This window comes from Streptomyces sp. 11-1-2, assembly GCF_003595545.1.
Lineage (GTDB): Bacteria > Actinomycetota > Actinomycetes > Streptomycetales > Streptomycetaceae > Streptomyces > Streptomyces hygroscopicus_B.
This window is the reverse complement of sequence record NZ_CP022545.1, coordinates 8,200,523-8,218,349: the sequence shown is the minus strand read 5'-3', so window position 1 is coordinate 8,218,349 and position 17,827 is coordinate 8,200,523. Positions and strand designations below refer to the sequence as shown.

The following is a 17,827-nucleotide window of genomic DNA, read 5'->3' as shown; positions in this document are numbered from 1 at the left end:
GCCACCCTGCGCCGCACCACGCAGCACGCGGCGGGTGCGGCTCTTCTGGAGGGACGCTGAGATGGCCGGTCACCTGCGAGTTCCGCAACCTGGGTGTTCTTGAGGGGCTCCTAACTGCTGCGGGAACATCTGGACCTGCGGGCACAACGCGAACGACGACTCGGGGCCCTGCCGTCAGCCGGCGGAGAAGTAATGGCCGTTGTCCAAATCGGCGAGCACGCTGGGCTGAGCGGGTTCCCAGCCGAGGGTCCGGCGGGTGATGAGGTTGGACGCCGGGAGATCCAGCGTGACCAGATTCGCGAGGAACCCAAAGTATCCCGGCAGCATCAGTACGTCCGCGGGAATGCTCACGGCGGGCAGACCCAGACGGCTGCCAATGGCCTCGGCGATCTCGCGGAACGGGATGCCCCCGTCCTCAATCGCGTGCCAATATTTGCCAGCCGGACCCTTCTCCAGCGCCAGGCGGAACAAGGAGGCGACATCGCGGATGTGCACGGCGGGCCACAGGTTCGCGCCGTCTCCGGGGTAGCCGGCGACGCCCTTCTCCTTCGCGAGCGCGATCAGCAGGGGGAGGAATCCGGCACTGTCGGTCGTGCTGTGCGCGATGGTGGGAAGCCGCACGATCGAAGACCGTACTCCCCGCTCGGCGAGGCCGACTACGGTGGTTTCCACGACGTTACGAACCCGCAGGGTGCCCTTGTAGTCGTCGCCGCCGGGAAGGGCCGGGTCCTCCTCGGTGGCCGGCCGACCCAGGTTTTCCCACCCGGGCGAGCCTATGCTCCCCGCCGCGACCAGCGGCTTTCCGGTTCCCGCGAGTGCCTCGCCGAACGCAAGCACGACCGGAAGCTCCGCGGCGGCCACGGCGTCGATCCCGCCGGACGGAAGCAGGTCTTGCCTGTGCGCGACGTGGATGACGCCGTCGGAGTCCGCGGCCGCCTCCTTGAGCCCGTCGAGGTCCTCGAGGTCACCGCGACGCACCTTCGCGCCATGCGCCGACAGCGCCGCCGCGGCCGTGTCCGACCGGGCCAGGCCGGTGACCTCGTGCCCGGCGGCGATGAGCTCGGGGATGATGTGCGAACCGGCATGGCCGGTCCCGCCAGTGATGAAAACGCGCATGCGACTGTCCTTGTGAGGGTGGGTGGAGGGGCTGTCCTTCTCGTGCCGTAGATCGACTGGCGTGATGTGGCGCGAGAAGTGGTGGTGCGGGTGCGCTCAGCCGAGAATGCTGACGCCGAGGAAAAAGTTGGTGTGCTTGACGGAGTGGGCGACGAGGCCCAGCTCCAGCAGGGCGGCGTTCTCCAGTGCCCGCGCCATTGGCAGCCGCCCGGTGTCCATCGGGCGCAGTCCCAGGCTCTCGATGAACGCCGACACGCGGGCCTTTGCCTGCGCGTCGTCGCCGGCGATGAACACGTCCAATGGGCGACCCTCGGCTGGGCCGGCGGCCAGAACATTGGAGTACAGGGTGTTGAACGCCTTGACGACATGCGCGCCGGCGGGGGCGGCCTTGGCGATCTCCTGCGCGCCGGAACTGCCCTCGGGGGTGACAAAGCCCGTGAAATCGGCGTTGACGGGGTTGGTGATGTCGATAATCACCTTGCCGCGCAGTGCGTCCCCGTACTCACCAACCACCGCCGCCGCGCTGCCGTACGGCACGGCGAGGATAACGATGTCCCCGGCCGGGGCGGCGCCGGCCGTCCCGACAGTGGCGCCGCCGAGCGCGGCGGCCAATTCCTTGGCCTTGGCCCGGTCACGGCCGATGATCTCGACGGCATTGCCGCCGGCGAGCGCCCGGCCGGCCAGGGCGCCGGCCATGTTCCCCAAGCCGATAATGCTGATGCTGCTCATTGGTGTGCCTGCTTTCTGGAACTGAATAGGACGCCATGCCCACCCCGTCGTTGTTAACGGTTGCGTCGTCGACGCCGTCGAATGACGCGACGGGCCTGGCTCAATTTATGATGTGCTCATTCTGGTTCCGGGGCCCTGCTATCAAGTCCCGATGTCGAACTCTTATGCCGAATTCGCTCCGGCCCCATTAGGTCCCTATTAAAGGTGCCATTGGCCTGAGCGGGTGTCCAAGACCTATTTCATCCGTTGCGATACCCTGGAGGCATCGCCGGACCGGGAGGCTCCATGGATCTGGACCTGCGCAAATTGCGCTACTTCGTCGCCGTCGCCGACAAGCTGCACTTCGGCCGCGCCGCCGATGAGCTGCACATCGCGCAGCCGGTGCTCAGCCGGCAGATCCGCGCGCTGGAACAGGATCTCGGCACCCCGCTGCTGACAAGGGACAGCCACGGCGTGGCGCTGACCGACGCCGGCAGGCAGTTGCTGACCGACGCCGGCCCGCTGCTGGCCTCCACGCACGCGGTCCGCCGCCGGGTGACCGTGGCCGCGCGCGGCAGCCAGCGGCTCATGGTCGGCTTCCGGGCGGGCATCGCGGTCACCCCAGCGGTGCGGCTGTTCGCCACCCGGCACCCGGGCGTGATCGTGGACGTGCAGCGGATTGAATGGGACGACCAGGCCACGATGCTGCTCGACGGCCGCATCGACGTCGGCTATGTGCGGCTGCCCATCGACGAGGCCGGCCTGCGCGTCACCCCGCTGTACACCGAGCCGCGGGTGGCGGTGCTGCCCATCGGCCACCGATTGGCCGGCCGGGAGCAGATCACCGAGGCGGACCTGGCCGGCGAGCCGCTGGTCTGGCATGCGGACACGAGCACGCAGCCCACCAGGCGCCCGCACCCCAACGCCGGATACCTGGTGCGCGGGGTGGACGAGACGCTCGAGCATGTCGCGGCCGGCCGGGGCATCTCGTTCCTGGCCCGTTCGGCGACCGTGTTCTACTCACATCCGGACGTCAGCTATGTGCCCATCCCGGATCTGGCGCCCGACCAGGTGTGCCTCGCGGTGGCGGCATCGCGCACCTCGCCGGTGGTCGACGACTTCTTCACCGCGGCTCAGGCGACGGCCGAGACCACGGCAGAATGTGGGAACTATGAAATGTGGCAGCTTGGAAGCGGTGCCATTTCAGAGCACGGTTGAGCAGTTCGACTGACAACAGCAGCGCCAACAGAAGGCACGCGGCCACAGCAATCGTGTTGCCGCCTTTGGTGGCGGCGGCCTTCGCGGTCGCTGCGCGCAGGTCGCTCGTAGAGCGCCACATCCCGCCCAGCCCCGCGCACCGCCGCACCCGGCGCAACGCCGGCGTCAATAAACTGATCCGATTCCGCATCCAGGACCTCGGCCACCGTCTCACGGGCGATCACCAGACGAGAGCAATTCGTCGGCTGCTGCCAACGCCCCGGCCGGGACGAACGGGTTGGGCCCGGGGCCGCCAACCGGGCCCCGGCCGCCCGCACACGGACGGGCGGCCCGACGGACTCGCCGTGCGGCGTTCCCTCAGCCCCTCCACCCCGGGTCGCGGCCGCTCAAGGCAATCGCGCGGTCCAGCGGCGGGGCGTCGTCCGGGACGGAGACCATGGGGCCGAACGCGCCCTCCGGGCGCTGCTCGTCCGGGAACGCCGACAGCCACCCGATGATGGCCTCGGCGCTGCGGGGATCGCAGTCGTAGGGCTGGCCGGTGGCGCGGGCGAGATCCCAGCCGTGGATCAGCAGCTCGTCCAGCGCCACGACGCCCATCATCTGGGCGGGCATGGTGACGCCCCCGGCCTCCGTGGTGCCCTGCCAGGCGGACGGCTCGCGCCAGGCCGCCGCCAGCGCGTCGAGCCGGCGCGGCAGCTCCTGCCGCCACTCGGGGTCAAGACGGTCCGCCGCCCCCTCCCCGGGGGCGGGGTCGTCCGGGCCCGCTTGGGCCGTGGTCTTCTCGGCGGCGTGGCGCATGCCGATGGCGAACCCCATGAAGTGGTCGAGCAGATCTCCCACGGAGTAGATGCCACACGGTGTGGGCGCGGTGAGCTGCTCGTCCGAAACGCCGCTGAGCAGCGCCGTCACCCGGTGGACGGTGGGTGCGAAGTCGATCATCGTGGTCTGGTCGTCGGTCACGGTCGGTTTCTCCTCATCGAGTCCGTGGTGCCCCCAGTGCCCTTCAGTGCCCCTCACCCATTCCGACCGGCCGGGGGCCGGAAACTCATCGGTGCGGCGCGCTCCGCTCTTCGCAGGGCGGGCGCCGCCACCCCACTACCCCACCACCGCGCCGGCCTCCCGCAGGGGCCAGCCGCCGTCCACGACCGCGTCCGGGGTGCCCTTGCGGCGCAGCCAGGACTGGAAGTCGGCCGCCCAGCCCGCGTACCACCCCACCTGCTTGCGGTGGAGGTCCCACAGCTCGAGCCCGGCGACCTCGCGGTGCCGCTCGGCGAGCGCGCGGGCGACCCGCACCGCCGCCAGCGCGTCCGCACCGGCGTCATGGGCTCGGTCGTGCACGACCCCGTACTCCCCGCAGACGGCCTCCAGCGTGCGCTTGCCCTTGCGATAGCGGTCGACGGCGCGGTCTATCGTGTACGGATCCACCACGGGGCCGGTCTCCGCGCCCTCCAGCCGCTCGCTCAGCGGGCGCAGCCCGTGCCGCCCCAACTCGGCGGCGAGCAGGCTGAGATCGAACGCCGCGTTGTACGCCACCACCGGGGCGCCGGCGTGCCAGTGGGCCACCAGCACCTCGGCGACCTCCTCGACCACCTCACGCGCGGACCGGCCCTCCGCCGCCGCCCGCTCATTGGTGATCCCGTGCACCGCCACGGCTCCGTCGGGGATGGGCACTTGGGGATCGGCCAGCCACTCGCGCCGCCCTATCGGCTCCCCGTCCCTCACCTCGACCACGGCCGCCGTCACGATCCGTGACGTCCGTGGATCGGTGCCCGTCGTCTCCAGATCGAATCCGATCAGCAGCCCCCGATGCCAGCCCATGACCGCCCCTCCCTTTGTCGTACTTCCCCCAGGTGTGCACCACCTTCCCACGCACCACTGACAACGACCGGTGAGGCCACCCGAGCTACCGGCCCGGTGAGCCATGGCAAGTCCTCAGACGTCTGAGGACTCTGTGTTAAAGTCCCGCCGTCCTCGGAAGATCGTTCAGGAAGGCGCGACGCGGTGGCGGAGACGGCACGGTTGCGGCACGGGCCCGTGGTGCCGCGGGTCGAGAGCGCCCTGCGCGCGATGCTCGCGGAGGGCCGCTGGCGGCCCGGTGAGCGGCTGCCCAACGAGGTGGCGCTCGCCGCCGAACTGGGCGTGGGCCGCTCCTCGGTGCGGGAGGCCGTGCGGCTGCTGGCCCATGACGGGCTGGTGGAGGTGCGCCATGGCTCGGGCACCTACGCCGCCGAGCCCCCGGCCCCCGCCGCGGAAGGCGATATGCGGCGGCTGCTGCGCCGGGCCCGGCTACGGGAGGTGTACGAGGTGCGCCGCGCCCTCGAGGTCGAGGCCGCCCGGCTGGCCGCCGGGCGCCTGCGCCCCGAGGACATCGGGCGGCTGCGGGACCGTCTCGCGCTGCGCGAGGAGCGGACCGGAGGCGATCCGGCCGCCTTCGTGGACGCCGATCTGGCCTTCCACCGGGCCGTGGTGGAGCTGTCCGGGAACGCCGTGCTGCTCGGCCTGTTCACCTCCGTCCTGCCGGTGCTGCGCGCCGCGCTGGTGGAGATGGTCAGCTACGAGACTGCACTGCCCGATGTGTCGTGCGCCCACGCCGAGCTGCTGGACGGGCTGGCGCGCGGGGACGCCGACGCCGTGATCGCGGCCACGGTCTCCCATCTCGAGGCCGTCATGGAACTCTTCGACAGCGAAAAGGAGGTGGCGGCCCCGTGACCGCCCCGGCCGTCCCCGTACTCAGGCTCAGCGATGTGGATGTGGTGCGCGACGGCACCCCGCTGCTGCGCTCGATCTCGCTCACCGTCCACCAGGGCGAGCACTGGGCGCTGCTCGGCTCCAACGGCGCTGGCAAGTCCACCCTGCTGAGCCTCGCGGGCGCGCTGGTGCACCCGACGCACGGCACGGTGGAGGTCCTCGGCCGCACGCTGGGGCGGGTGGATCTGCGGGAGCTGCGGTCGTTCGTGGGCCATGTCGATCCCCGGCATCCGCTGCGCTCCCCGCTGCGGGTGCGGGACGTGGTGCTCACCGGGCTGACCAACACCGTGGAGCCGGTCCCCCGCCGCCACCCCACCGCCGAGCAGCGGGACCGGGCCGACCGGCTGCTGACCACCCTCGGCATGGGCGGGAAGCTGGACGCGCGCTGGCCGACCCTGTCGCAGGGCCAGCGCGGCCGGGTGCTGATCGCCCGGGCGCTGATGCCCCTCCCCCGGCTGCTGCTGCTCGACGAACCGGCCACCGGTCTGGACCTGGCCGCCCGTGAGCAGTTGCTGGAGAGCCTGGACACCCTGCGCCGCGAACACCTCGAACTGGCCACCGTCCTGGTGACCCACCACCTGGAGGAGCTGCCCGCCAGCACCACCCACGCGATGCTGCTGCGGGAGGGCGAGTGCCTGAGCGCGGGGGAGGTCGACGCGGTCCTGACCACCGACGCCATCAGCAAGTGCTTCGACCACCCGGTGCACATCAGCCGCACCGACGGCCGCTGGGCCGCCCGGGCGCTGCGGCCGCCGTACCAGAGCACCGACCGGCCGGTTCAGGTCACCGGGCCGTAGGGTCAGGACACCGAGCCGTAAGGTCAGGACACCGGCCGGGAGTCCGCCCAGACGCTTTCGAACTCCTCGCGGTAGGTGCCGAAGAGCCCGCCCTCGCCCTCTTGGCCCCCGCCCTCGCGGACGACGTCGCTGCCCCGCCCGCCACCGCGCAGCACCAGGACCGGGGCCTCCATGCCCCGGGCCTTGCGCAGATACGGCTGGACGACCGCGAGGCCGTCCGCGCCGTCGCCGTTGACCAGGTAGGCGGTGAAGCGGGGGGTCTCGTCGAAGACATGGATCTCGAACGCGTCCGGGTCCCGCAGCCGGGCGCGCACCCGCCGCATATGGAGGATGTTCATCTCCACCGAGCGGCTCATCTCGCCCTTCTTCAGGCCGAGTTCGCGCTCCCGGCGCCGTACCGCGCTGCTCGCCGGGTTGAGGAAGAGCAGCCGGGCCCGGCAGCCGGATTCGGCCAGCCGGACCAGCCGGCGGCCCGAGTAGTTCTGGACCAGGAGGTTGAGCCCGATGCCGACGGCGTCGAGGCGGCGGGCGTTGCCGAAGAGGTCCTCGGCGGGGAGCTGGCGCTGCAGCCGCACCCGGTCGGGATGGACGCCCACGACATCGGCGTAGCGGTCGCCGACGAGGTCCTCGACGGCGTCGATCGGCAGCCGGTCGGCGGAGGGGGAGCCGGTGCCGCTGCCGAGGATCTCCAGCAGCCGGGCGGAGGCGCGCTCGGCCTGGGCGAGCACCGTCACGGACAGGGCTCGGTTGCGGGAGACCACATTGCGGGCGACCTCCAGCTCGTCCAGGGCCAGCTCCACCTCACGGCGGTCGTCGAGGTACGGCTCGAAGCACGGCCAGTGCTGGACGAGGAGTTCCCGCAGTTGCGGCAGGGTCAGAAAGCTGACGACATTGTCGTCGGCGGGGTCGAGCAGATAGCCCTTGCGCCGGCTCACCTCCCGGACCGCGACCGCCCGCTGCACCCACTCCTGCCCGGCGGGGCCGGCGGCGGCGATGACCCAGTCCTCGCCGTGGACCGGTTCGTAGATGGGCCGCAGTACGGCGTTGACGACCGCGCGCAGCCGCTGTTCCACGAGGTTGAGCCAGATATAGGCCCGCCCGGCCCGGCGTGCGCGTGTGCGCACCTCGCTCCAGGCGTCGGCGCCCCAGTCCAGTTCCGCTCCGATCTCCATCGGCCGCACCAGGGACACTGCGCCGGGAGGTGTGTCGGTGGAGCCGTCACCCCCGGGACCTCCGTCACCGGGGGGCAGCTCCAGCCCGCCCGAGCTCACCTGTGCACCGCCTTCCGCCCCCATCCAACGATCACCGCAGACTACTGCGCTGGCGGGGGCGGTGCGACACTCAGGTCCTGCCTATCGGGTCAACGTTCCTCTTCTGTATGACCGTTGTGTCCGGACAGTGCAGGAGGCGTGAGGGGATTCATAGCGGTGACGTCGCGCGGGGAGAGCTGGAAGCCCTGCCAGTGCAGCGGCATGGGCTCCTGATCCTCATCCCGGGCGATGTGATGGAACCCGATGTTGACCCATGCGATCGGGTGTTTGAGGGTCTGACCGTTGACCCACTTGTCGACGCTCTTGCCCGCCCCGGCGCCACAGTTGCGCAGATTGTTGCTGGCGAACTGCTCACACTTGTTGTACTCGGTGAAGTAGACGTCGTGTTTGGTGAAACTACGACCCTGGTACTTGGTGGTGTGGCCGGGGACGATCTCGTAGCTGCGCGGATGGCCGTCCTTGTTCTTGCCCGCCGCGCTGACCACGCGCCACCACCGCGCCGGCGCCGCGTCGCCCGCCAGCTCCTTGGTGACCTTGGTACGGGTGGTCTTGGTCTTCGGGATCTGCCCCGAGGTCGCGGTGGTCTTCGAGTCGTACTGCTCGACCTTGCTCTTGGACGAGCCGTCGAGCCCGAAGTTCAGCCGCCAGAAGACGTTGTGGGCGTGGCTGGTGGCGTAGTCCTTGGCACCCTTGCCGATGGGCCAGCCGCGGCCGTCGCCCGCGTCGTAGTCCATCGGGGAGAGCGTGCCGGTGGCGCCGACCTGCATGGTCATGGTGCCGTCACCGGCGAACCGCCACTCGGTGATGTACTCGTACCAGCCGACCTGGTTGACGGTGTAGACCAGCAGGTCCTTGCCCTGTAGCTGGTAGACCTTGTTGTCCTCGCCGCCTCCGAAGCCTCCCGCGCCCATGCGGTAGGCGTGGCCGCGGGCCCGGGTGGTGGCGCACAGACCCTTCACATTCGGGTGCTCGGGGTCCCAGGCGTCGGGCACCCGCACGTTCTTGATGGTGCCGCCGGGGCATTCGGCCGGGTCGAGCTGCTGCAGCCCCTGGGCGAAGCCCTGCCCTGTGAGGTCGTCGTACTCATTGCTGCCGTCGTCGTACGGCACATGGATCTGACCCAGCTTGGCCGAGGTCAGCACCTTGATCGGGGCGCTTTCGCCCTTGGGCTGGTACGAGACTTTGTCGAGCACCAGCCCGGCCTTGCTCTCGTAGTGCCAGCACATCCGCCAGGTGGTGCCGCCGTCCAGCTTCTGCTCGATTCTGTACGGGGTGCTGCAATCCGCCGCGGCCGGGCTCTGCGGGGCCGCCTGGGCGGTGCCGACCGGCCCGGCGGCGACCGCCACGGTGCCGAGCAGCGCCGAGGCGCCGATGGCCGCCGCGACCCGGGCACGGGCGCGGCGGAGCCTGCTTTCAGGCATGGGGAGACTCCTGTGATGAAGGTGAGGCGTAGGGGTGTGCGATGCGCTAGTGCCTGGCACCCAGCTCAGCCGAGCTTGGCTACCTTGCGGGCGCTCAGGTCGATCACCATCTGCCGGGTGTCGATCCACGGGCCGTTCACCACCCGGGTGAACAGCCGTACGCAGCGGTGCGCGCCGCAGTCCCCGACCGAGGCCGGACCAGGGTTGCCCTCGCCCGCGCGGTAGACGAAGCCGGTGACGGTGAGCTGGTCCGGGCGGGTCAGCGCCTTGCCCGTGGCGTCCTTGAAGTCCTTCTTCAGCCCCTCGCCCAGCTTGTCGGCCATCAGCAGCCGCGCGGCCTCCATCACCTCGTCGCGGTTGGGCGGCGGCTGGACCCCGTGCTGGGTGTCAGTGCTGGTCACCTTACCGCTGCCGAGGTCGACCGTCTTGGTGACGTAGGTGTCGTCCTTGTAGTCGTAGTACGTGACGTCGGCGCGGCGCGGCGCGTCGGCGGCCCCCACCTCGTCGGGGCCGAGCTCCGCGAGGTCGGTGGACAGCCGCTCGGGTCCCTTGGCGCCCTTGACGTCCTCGCTGCTCAGCCGGAAGCCGCCGCCACCCGTGAGGGTCTGGGCGCGCTTCATCTCATCGTCGGTCAGTGGATCGCGGCCGGTGCCGGTACGGCCCTGCTCGGGCGTGTCCTCCACCACACCGGGCAGCTGGCGGGCCGCCTGGCCCTGCTCCGCCGCCGAGCCCTGGGGTCCCCCACCCGAGCCCTCTTTGCCGGACGCGCTCCCCGGGAGCGTCACCCCGATCACGACCGCCGTGGCGGTGGCCGCCACGGCCGCGCCGGCCACCATCTTGCCCAGGTGGCGGTGCATCATCTTGCGCACATCCTCCCCCAATCCCCCCTGTCATCACATCGGACCGCATAGCGGGATACGCGTACGCGGAGGTCACCCGGTAGGACGAACCGATATGGCCGTAGGTTGCCTCCCTTTTGAGGAAGTTCTGTTGAAAGAGCGGATGGGTCCGGCCAGTTGGGCAAGGATGCAGGGTCGGTCAGGTTCCGTCCGGTGCCTGGGGTGCTCGCGGCCCCCGGAGAAGAAGTGGAAGAGTCGACGTATGCAGGTCTGGCCGGGGCAGGCTTACCCCCTTGGCGCCACGTACGACGGCGCCGGAACCAACTTCGCGGTGTTCTCCGAGGCCGCTGTCCGCATCGAGCTGTGCCTCCTGCACGACGACGGCTCGGAGACGGCGGTCGAGCTGCGGGAGTCCGACGCGTTCGTGCGCCACGCCTATCTGCCGGGGATCATGCCGGGGCAGCGCTACGGCTTCCGGGCCCACGGCCCGTACGAGCCGGAATCCGGCCACCGCTGCAATTCCGCCAAGCTGCTGCTGGATCCGTACGCCAAGGCGATCAGCGGGCGGATCGGCTGGGGCGAGGAGGTCTACGGCTACCACTTCGGGCGGCCCGACAAGCGCAATGACCTCGACTCCGCCCCGCACACCATGGCGTCCGTCGTGGTCAATCCGTACTTCGACTGGGGCGACGACCGCCCGCCGCGCACCGACTACCACCGCACGGTCATCTACGAGGCGCATGTCAAGGGGCTGACCATGCGCCATCCCCGGCTGCCGGAGGAGCTGCGCGGGACGTACGCGGCGCTCGCCCATCCGGCGATCATCGAACATCTGACGGAGCTGGGCGTCACCACACTGGAACTGATGCCCGTGCACCAGTTCGTCCACGACCACCGGCTCGCCGACGCGGGCCTTGCCAACTACTGGGGCTACAACACCATCGGCTTCTTCGCCCCGCACAACGCCTACGCCTCCTGGGGCGACCGGGGCCAGCAGGTGCTGGAGTTCAAATCGGCCGTCCGGGCGCTGCACCAGGCGGGCATCGAGGTCATCCTGGACGTGGTCTACAACCACACGGCCGAGGGCAACCACCTGGGCCCCACGCTCTCCTTCCGGGGCCTGGACAACGCCTCGTACTACCGGCTGACCGAGGACCGCCGGTACTACATGGACACCACCGGCACCGGGAACTCCCTGCTGATGCGCTCCCCGCACGTACTGCAGCTGATCATGGACTCGCTGCGCTACTGGGTGACCGAGATGCATGTGGACGGCTTCCGCTTCGATCTGGCGGCGACGCTGGCCCGGCAGTTCCACGAGGTGGACCGGCTGTCCTCGTTCTTCGACCTGGTCCAGCAGGATCCGGTGGTGAGCCAGGTGAAGCTGATCGCCGAGCCCTGGGACGTCGGCGAGGGCGGCTATCAGGTCGGCAACTTCCCGCCCCTGTGGACCGAATGGAACGGCAAGTTCCGGGACACCGTGCGGGACCTGTGGCGCGGTGAGCCGAGGACACTGGCCGAATTCGCCTCCCGGCTGACCGGCTCCTCCGACCTCTACCAGGGCGACGGGCGGCGCCCACTGGCCTCGGTCAACTTCGTCACCTGCCATGACGGCTTCACCCTGCGCGACCTGGTGAGCTACGACGAGAAACACAACGAGGCCAACGGCGAGTCCAACCAGGACGGCGAGAGCTACAACCGGTCCTGGAACTGCGGGGTCGAGGGCGAAACCGACGATCCGGCGGTGCGGACGCTGCGCGAGCGCCAGATGCGCAACTTCGTCGCGACCCTGATGCTCTCCCAGGGCGTGCCGATGCTCAGCCACGGCGACGAGTTCGGGCGCACCCAGGGCGGCAACAACAACGCGTACTGCCAGGACAACGAGGTGTCCTGGGTGCGGTGGCCGGATCACGTCAAGGGGCAGGACGGCGAGTGGGAGGACCGCTCGGCGCTGGAGCTGCTGCGCTTCACCCGCTCGCTGGTGTGGCTGCGCCGCGACCATCCGGTCTTCCGGCGCCGCCGCTTCTTCCACGGACGGCCGGTGGAGGGCACCCATGACGAGCTGTCGGACATCGCCTGGTTCACCCATGAGGGCGAGGAGATGATCCCGCGCGACTGGCAGGCGGCGCATGCCAAGTCCCTCGCGGTCTTCCTCAACGGCAGCGCGATCTCCGAACCGGGCGTGCGCGGTGAGCGGATCACCGATGACTCGTTTCTGCTGCTGTTCAACGCGCACCATGAGCCGCTGGACTTCGTCGTGCCCATCGACCACGGCAAGCAGTGGCAGGTCATCGTGGACACGGCGGTGCCGGAGGGCGTGGAGCCGGGCAGCGGGGCGAAGGTGGCGGCGGGCGATGTGCTGACCCTGGTGGACCGCAGCCTGATGGTGCTGCAGCGGCCGGCCTAGCTCCGGGCATCGTCAGGGGGTGCGTGTCGCGTCCGTTCGGGTGCGCGGACCTCTCATGGGACGCGCCCAGTGGGTACGTACGTTCCTATGACGGCTGACCCCGGCACACCCACCGCCACCTATCGCCTCCAGCTCCAGCCCGCCTTCCCGTTCGCGGCGGCGGAGCGAGCGGTGCCGTATCTGGCCTCGCTCGGCGTCTCCCATCTGCATCTGTCCCCCGTGCTGGAGGCGGTGCCCGGCTCCACCCACGGCTATGACGTGGTGGACCACTCCACCGTCCGGGCCGACCTGGGCGGCGAAGAGGGGCTGCGCGCACTCGCCCGTACGGCGCGGGCGCACGGCCTCGGGCTGATCGTCGACATCGTCCCGAACCATATGGCCGCCCCCGCCCCCGAGCGGCTCAACGCCCCGCTGTGGGAGGTGCTGCGGGACGGGCCGCAGTCGGCGTACGCGCGGTGGTTCGACATCGACTGGCAGGCCCAAGGCGGCAAGGTGCTGCTGCCGGTGCTCGGCGGTCCGCTCGGCGAGGAGTGGGAGCGGCTGCGGATCGAGGACGGGGCGCTGCGCTACTACGACCACGCCTTTCCCCTGCGGCCCGGCACCGAGGGGCTGCCGTTCGCCGAGCTGCTGGACGCCCAGTGGTACCGGCTCGGCTGGTGGCGGCTGGCCCGCACCGAACTCAACTACCGGCGCTTCTTCACCATCTCCGAGCTGATCGCGGTGCGGGTGGAGGATCCCGAGGTCTTCGACGCCACCCATGCCACGCTGCTGGAGCTGATGCGGGACGGGGTCGTGGCCGGGCTGCGGATCGACCATCCGGACGGGCTCGCCGATCCGGAGGGCTATCTGCGGCGGCTGGACCGGGCGGTGCGGGCGGCGACGGGAGACGGGGAGCGCGGGGGCGGGAGCGCGCAGCGGGCCGCGCCAGAGGGCGAGGAAGGCCGGGGGTCACGCCAGGGGGCGGCGGCGGGCGGCGGATCGCGCCAGGGGGCGGCGGGCGTCGGACCGCGTCAGAAGGTGACATCGGCCGGTGGACAGCGCCGGAAGGCGGGGGCGGCCGCTGGACCGTCGTCGAGAAGATCCTGGCCCGGGACGAGCGGCTGCCCACCACCTGGCCGGTCGCCGGGACCACCGGCTATGACGCGCTGCACCACATCGACGGGCTCTTCGTCGACCCGGACGGACTGGAGAAGCTGACCGCCCTCTACCGCGCCTTCGCCGCTCCCCCGGCCGACCTGGGCGGCGACTGGGCCGCCACGGTCCGCCGCGCCGCCCATGAGGTGGTCACGCATGAGCTGGCGGCCGAGGTGGCGCGGCTGACGCGCGTCGCCTCCCGTATCTGCGCGGCCGACCCCCGGCTGCGCGACCACGCGCCCTGGGCGCTGCGCACGGCGATCCGCGAGGTGCTGGTCCGGCTGCCGGTCTACCGTCCGTACGCCTCGGTGGGCGGCCCGCCCGCCACGGACGCCGACGCGGTGATGCTGCGCTCGGCGGCGGCGGACGCCCGGGAGGCGTACACGGTGGAGCAGGAGGCCCAGGTGGTGCGGGTCGTACGGGACGCGGCGCTGGGCAGGCTCGGGGACGGCCCGGACCAGCGCGACTTCTGCGCCCGCTTCGCCCAGACGGCGGCCGCGCTGCGCGCCAAGTCGGTGGAGGACACCGCCTTCTACCGCTACACCCCGCTGCTGTCGGCCGCCGAGGTGGGCGGCGATCCGGGGCGGCCGGCCGTGACCCCCGAGGAGTTCCACGCCTTCGCCGCCCGGCTGCTGCGGGACTGGCCCGCCACCGGCACGGTGCTGTCCACGCATGACACCAAGCGCAGCGCGGACGCCCGGGCCCGGCTCGCGGCGCTCACCGAATGCCCGGGCTGGTGGGGGCGGATGGTGGCGGAGCTGACCCGCTCGGTGCCCGCCCCCGATGCCCATCTGGCCTGGACGGCCTGGCAGACCGCGCTCGCCCTGGGCCACGGGGACGCCGAACGGCTGGTCCCGGCCGTGCTCAAGGCGGTGCGCGAAGCGGGGCTACGGACCACGTGGACGGAGCAGAACGCGGCGTACGAGGCGGAGATGACCGCCTTCCTGGAGGCGGGGCCGTGCGCCGCCGACCCGTCGGTGTGGGCCGCGATCGGCGCCGAACTCGACGGTCCGGCGCGGGCCAATGCGCTCGGCGCCGCCCTGCTCCAGCTCACCATGCCGGGCGTCCCCGACCTCTATTTGGGCACCGAGCGCGTCTATACGGCCCTCGTCGACCCGGACAACCGCCGCCCGCCCGAGCTGGGCGGCGAACCGGCGGACGGCCCGTCGGCCGAGAAACTGCTGCTCACCCGGGCGGCACTGAACCTGCGCCGGGAACGTCCGGAGTGGTTCGGCCCGGGGAGCGGCTATGCGCCGCTGACCGCCGAGGGGCCTTCGGCGGCGCACTGCGTGGCCTTCGTACGGGCGGGCGCCGGGGCCGGGGCCGCGAACGAGGGCGGGGGCGGGGCGGTCACCGTCGTCACCCGGTTGTCGCGGCGGCTGGCGGAGGCGGGCGGCTGGGGCGCCACCCGGCTGCCGCTGCCACCGGGCCGCTGGCGGGATCTGCTGTGCGGGCGGACGGCCGAGGGGTCCGAAGCGCTGGATGAGCTGCTGTCCCGGCTTCCGGTGGCGCTGCTGGTCCGGAGCTGACGGGCAGTTCCCGGGCCGGGGCACCGGGACCCCGGGACGCCGGAACGCCGGAACGCCGGAACGCCGGAACGCCGGAACGCCGGGGTGCCTCCGCTCTCCCTGACGGCCCGCCAGAAACCCGCCGCGTTCACGTCCTGAAGCATTTACAGCTGGGCGGGGGCGCGCTACGTTCACCAAGCAATTGGGAGCGCTCCCACACCGACGGTTCCTGACCCGTTCACGTCGAAGGGAAACACGCGCAATGCCTCGACGATTACTGGCTCTCGCCACTTCCGCACGCCCACTGGGCCCCTCCCGTGCGCGCAGGTCCGTACTTCTGGTCCTGCTCTCGGTCCTGCCCGCCCTGGGCCTCGTCTTCTTCTCCTCGAGCGGCGCTTCCGCGCATGGCGCGCCGATGGCGCCGGGCAGCCGTACCTATCTCTGCTGGAAGTACAGCCTGTCCTCGACCGGTGAGGTCAAGCCGACCAACCCGGCGTGCAAGGCCGCGTACGACAAGAGCGGTGCGACGCCCTTCTACAACTGGTTCGCGGTGCTGCGCTCGGACGGCGCGGGCCGCACCAAGGGGTTCATCCCGGACGGCAAGCTGTGCAGCGGCGCGGCCACCGTCTACGACTTCTCCGGCTTCGACGTGGGCAGCAAGGACTGGCCGGTGACCCATCTGACGGCCGGCAAGTCGATGCAGTTCTCGTACAACGCCTGGGCCGCGCACCCGGGGTCGTTCCGCAGCTATGTCACCAAGGCCCCGATCGACCCGACCAAGCCGCTCACCTGGAACGACCTGGAGGACCAGCCGTTCAACACGGTGACGGACCCGCCGCTGTCCGGTCAGGTCGGCACGGTCGACGGCAAGTACACCTGGACGGCCAATCTGCCCTCCGGCAAGAGCGGGCGCCACATCATCTACACCGTGTGGACGCGCTCGGACAGTCAGGAGACCTTCTACAGCTGCTCCGACGTGGTCTTCGACGGCGGCAACGGCGAGGTGACGGTCCCGGGAAGCAGCGGCGGGGGCAGCGACCCCACGGACCCGCCGGGCAACCCGCCGACGGCCTCCTGCTCCGCCGCCCAGAAGGTGACCAGCACCTGGAACGGCGGCTATCAGGCCGAGGTGACGGTCACCAACTCCGGTGCCACGCCCATCTCCTCGTGGATGGTCGACTGGACGGTGCCGTCCGGGCAGCGGATCGACAGCGTCTGGAACGGCAAGCTGTCCGCCACCGGTTCATCGGCATCGGTCACCAACGCCGACTGGAACGGTTCACTGGCCGCCGGGGCGTCGACGACCTTCGGCTATACGGGCGGCGGCGGCTCCCCGGACACGGCGGCCGCGCCGATCTGCATGGTGCACTAGTCTGCCTCTCACACCAGGCCACGCAGGTGCTCCGACCCGCTCAGATATCTGTCAGGTGCACCTCACCCCATGCCGGTCTGCCGCCCCCTTCCCCCTCGCGGGCGGCAGACCGGCCCCCGGGAAAATGGCGTGGACACAGCGGCATCGGCGGCCATAGAGTGCGGGCACGCCCTGAAACGAGGAAGGAGGCGAGAGCAATGGACATCACGACGTATCCGCGCTCCCGCCCCCTGTCCGCCGGGCGTATTCGCGTCTGATCCCCATCGATCAGGCATCCGACCGGGAGCGCATCACTTTCCTGGAAGGAACCCCCATGACCGATCTGGTCATCCGTCCTCTCACCGAGGACGACGCCCATCTGTTCCACACCCTGCGGGTCCCCGCGCTCGTCGGCCGGGGCTGCCTCGGCCACACCTACGCCACCATCGGCCAGGGCGGCGAATACCGCCCCGAATGGACCTGGGTGGCGCTGCGCGAGGAGCGGGTCGTGGCCCGCGCCGCGTGGTGGGCCGGGCCCGAGGACACCGCGCCCATCGCCCTGGACTGGTTCGACTTCGCCGACGGCGAGGCCGACGCCGCCGCCGAACTGCTGCGCACCGCACCGCTGCGCACCGAGTACAGCCTGCTGGCTCCGCCCGGCTGGCGGGATCAGCCCGAGGTGCGGGCCGCCGGGCAGGCCCGTATCGACGCCGCCGTGTTGGGCGGGCTCGAGCCCCTGGTCGAGCGCTACCGCTATGAGTGGACGCCGGAGTGCGGGCTGCCCGAGCGCCCGGGGCGGCTGGAGTTCCGGCCGGAGCCCGATGACGCGGCGGTCGAGGACGCGCTGCGCCGCATCATGCCGGACACGCTCGACGCACACGACCGGCGCGCCATCGCCCGGGGAGGTGTCGATGCCGCGGTACGGGAACTCATGGACATCCTCGCCTGGTTCCCGTCACCGCGCGAGTGGTGGCGGCTGGCCTGGACGCCCGAGGGCGAGCTGGTCGGCATCCAGGTGCCCGCGCGCAATCCGGGCGGCCCCTGCGTGGGCTACATAGGGGTCGTCGCCGAGCAGCGCGGCCACGGCTACGCGTACGACCTGCTCGTGGAGTGCACCCACGATCTGGTGGAGCAGGGCGCCACGAAGATCGCGGCGGCGACGGACCAGCCCAACCTCCCCATGGCCGCCCACTTCGCCAGGGCGGGGTATCCCGTCACACAGGAGCGCATCGACCTCATCTGACCGGTGCCGCCCTGCTGCGCCGCCGGCGCCGCGTCCCGCAGCATGGTCGGGGACCGTCGGTCGAGA

The 17,827-nt window shown here is 71.1% G+C and carries 13 protein-coding genes and 2 pseudogenes; 8 read left to right on the top strand and 7 right to left on the bottom strand.

All coding sequences use genetic code 11. From position 1 onward, the window contains the following. Positions 1 to 174 precede the first annotated feature (174 nt). Positions 175 to 1,116 (bottom strand): SDR family oxidoreductase, encoded by a 942-nt coding sequence (locus tag CGL27_RS35315; RefSeq protein ID WP_119991847.1) that lies wholly within the window; start codon positions 1,114 to 1,116, stop codon positions 175 to 177. Between the two features lie 96 nt (positions 1,117 to 1,212). Next, complete coding sequence (locus CGL27_RS35310) at positions 1,213 to 1,845, bottom strand: NAD(P)-binding domain-containing protein (RefSeq protein WP_119991846.1); 633 nt, start codon at positions 1,843 to 1,845, stop codon at positions 1,213 to 1,215. Between the two features lie 285 nt (positions 1,846 to 2,130). Here CGL27_RS35310 and CGL27_RS35305 point away from each other — a divergent pair, with 285 nt between their 5' ends. Continuing rightward, positions 2,131 to 3,042 carry a LysR substrate-binding domain-containing protein gene (locus CGL27_RS35305; RefSeq protein WP_119991845.1) on the top strand — a complete coding sequence of 304 codons (912 nt, stop codon included), beginning with the start codon at positions 2,131 to 2,133 and terminating at the stop codon, positions 3,040 to 3,042. A 357-nt stretch (positions 3,043 to 3,399) separates the two neighbouring features. On the opposite strand, the gene CGL27_RS35295 is transcribed toward CGL27_RS35305, so the two are convergent. Both CGL27_RS35295 and CGL27_RS35290 read right to left on the bottom strand, forming a co-directional pair. Further along, positions 3,400 to 4,002, bottom strand: a complete 603-nt coding sequence (locus CGL27_RS35295) for a TIGR03086 family metal-binding protein (RefSeq protein ID WP_240450740.1) — start codon at positions 4,000 to 4,002, stop codon at positions 3,400 to 3,402. Between the two features lie 135 nt (positions 4,003 to 4,137). Then, positions 4,138 to 4,860 (bottom strand): exonuclease domain-containing protein, encoded by a 723-nt coding sequence (locus CGL27_RS35290; protein ID WP_119991843.1) that lies wholly within the window; start codon positions 4,858 to 4,860, stop codon positions 4,138 to 4,140. A 183-nt stretch (positions 4,861 to 5,043) separates the two neighbouring features. On the opposite strand from CGL27_RS35290, the gene CGL27_RS35285 reads away from it, so the two are divergent. Together CGL27_RS35285 and CGL27_RS35280 are read left to right on the top strand one after the other, a co-directional pair. Then, positions 5,044 to 5,751, top strand: coding sequence for an FCD domain-containing protein (locus tag CGL27_RS35285; protein ID WP_119991842.1), 708 nt, complete (start codon positions 5,044 to 5,046; stop codon positions 5,749 to 5,751). Next, complete coding sequence (locus CGL27_RS35280) at positions 5,748 to 6,587, top strand: ATP-binding cassette domain-containing protein (protein ID WP_119991841.1); 840 nt, start codon at positions 5,748 to 5,750, stop codon at positions 6,585 to 6,587. The genes CGL27_RS35285 and CGL27_RS35280 overlap by 4 nt, the downstream gene beginning before the upstream one ends. A 23-nt stretch (positions 6,588 to 6,610) precedes the next feature. On the opposite strand, the gene CGL27_RS35275 is transcribed toward CGL27_RS35280, so the two are convergent. From CGL27_RS35275 to CGL27_RS35265, 3 genes are all read right to left on the bottom strand, one after another. After that, a complete protein-coding gene (locus CGL27_RS35275; protein WP_078644460.1) occupies positions 6,611 to 7,858 on the bottom strand; it encodes an SAV2148 family HEPN domain-containing protein in 1,248 nt (415 codons plus the stop codon). A gap of 89 nt (positions 7,859 to 7,947) precedes the next feature. Next, positions 7,948 to 9,279, bottom strand: coding sequence for a copper amine oxidase (locus CGL27_RS35270; RefSeq protein WP_119991840.1), 1,332 nt, complete (start codon positions 9,277 to 9,279; stop codon positions 7,948 to 7,950). Between the two features lie 65 nt (positions 9,280 to 9,344). Further along, complete coding sequence (locus CGL27_RS35265; protein WP_205587795.1) at positions 9,345 to 10,139, bottom strand: Tat pathway signal sequence domain protein; 795 nt, start codon at positions 10,137 to 10,139, stop codon at positions 9,345 to 9,347. A 241-nt stretch (positions 10,140 to 10,380) separates the two neighbouring features. Between CGL27_RS35265 and glgX the strand changes: the two genes are divergently transcribed. From glgX to CGL27_RS35240, 5 genes and pseudogenes are all read left to right on the top strand, one after another. Beyond that, on the top strand, positions 10,381 to 12,525 hold the full coding sequence (gene glgX, locus CGL27_RS35260; RefSeq protein WP_059141748.1) for a glycogen debranching protein GlgX: 2,145 nt from the start codon (positions 10,381 to 10,383) through the stop codon (positions 12,523 to 12,525). An 87-nt stretch (positions 12,526 to 12,612) separates the two neighbouring features. Next, a pseudogene (locus CGL27_RS35255) lies at positions 12,613 to 13,383 on the top strand (alpha-amylase family glycosyl hydrolase); the annotation flags it as partial. 194 nt (positions 13,384 to 13,577) lie between these two features. Then, a pseudogene (locus CGL27_RS35250) lies at positions 13,578 to 15,188 on the top strand (malto-oligosyltrehalose synthase); the annotation flags it as partial. Between the two features lie 241 nt (positions 15,189 to 15,429). Continuing rightward, positions 15,430 to 16,539, top strand: a complete 1,110-nt coding sequence (locus CGL27_RS35245) for a lytic polysaccharide monooxygenase (protein WP_119991839.1) — start codon at positions 15,430 to 15,432, stop codon at positions 16,537 to 16,539. Between the two features lie 313 nt (positions 16,540 to 16,852). Then, complete coding sequence (locus tag CGL27_RS35240) at positions 16,853 to 17,761, top strand: GNAT family N-acetyltransferase (protein WP_078644454.1); 909 nt, start codon at positions 16,853 to 16,855, stop codon at positions 17,759 to 17,761. The last annotated feature ends 66 nt before the right edge of the window (positions 17,762 to 17,827 follow it).

Bases quoted from the DNA above. Each gene is read 5' to 3' on its own strand.
- CGL27_RS35315 (WP_119991847.1), bottom strand. From the start codon at position 1,116: ATGCGCGTTTTCATCACTGGCGGGACCGGCCATGCCGGTTCGCACATC.
- CGL27_RS35310 (WP_119991846.1), bottom strand. From the start codon at position 1,845: ATGAGCAGCATCAGCATTATCGGCTTGGGGAACATGGCCGGCGCCCTG.
- CGL27_RS35305 (WP_119991845.1), top strand. From the start codon at position 2,131: ATGGATCTGGACCTGCGCAAATTGCGCTACTTCGTCGCCGTCGCCGAC.
- CGL27_RS35290 (WP_119991843.1), bottom strand. From the start codon at position 4,860: ATGGGCTGGCATCGGGGGCTGCTGATCGGATTCGATCTGGAGACGACG.
- CGL27_RS35270 (WP_119991840.1), bottom strand. From the start codon at position 9,279: ATGCCTGAAAGCAGGCTCCGCCGCGCCCGTGCCCGGGTCGCGGCGGCC.
- CGL27_RS35265 (WP_205587795.1), bottom strand. From the start codon at position 10,139: ATGATGCACCGCCACCTGGGCAAGATGGTGGCCGGCGCGGCCGTGGCG.
- glgX (WP_059141748.1), top strand. From the start codon at position 10,381: ATGCAGGTCTGGCCGGGGCAGGCTTACCCCCTTGGCGCCACGTACGAC.
- CGL27_RS35245 (WP_119991839.1), top strand. From the start codon at position 15,430: ATGCCTCGACGATTACTGGCTCTCGCCACTTCCGCACGCCCACTGGGC.
- CGL27_RS35240 (WP_078644454.1), top strand. From the start codon at position 16,853: ATGACCGATCTGGTCATCCGTCCTCTCACCGAGGACGACGCCCATCTG.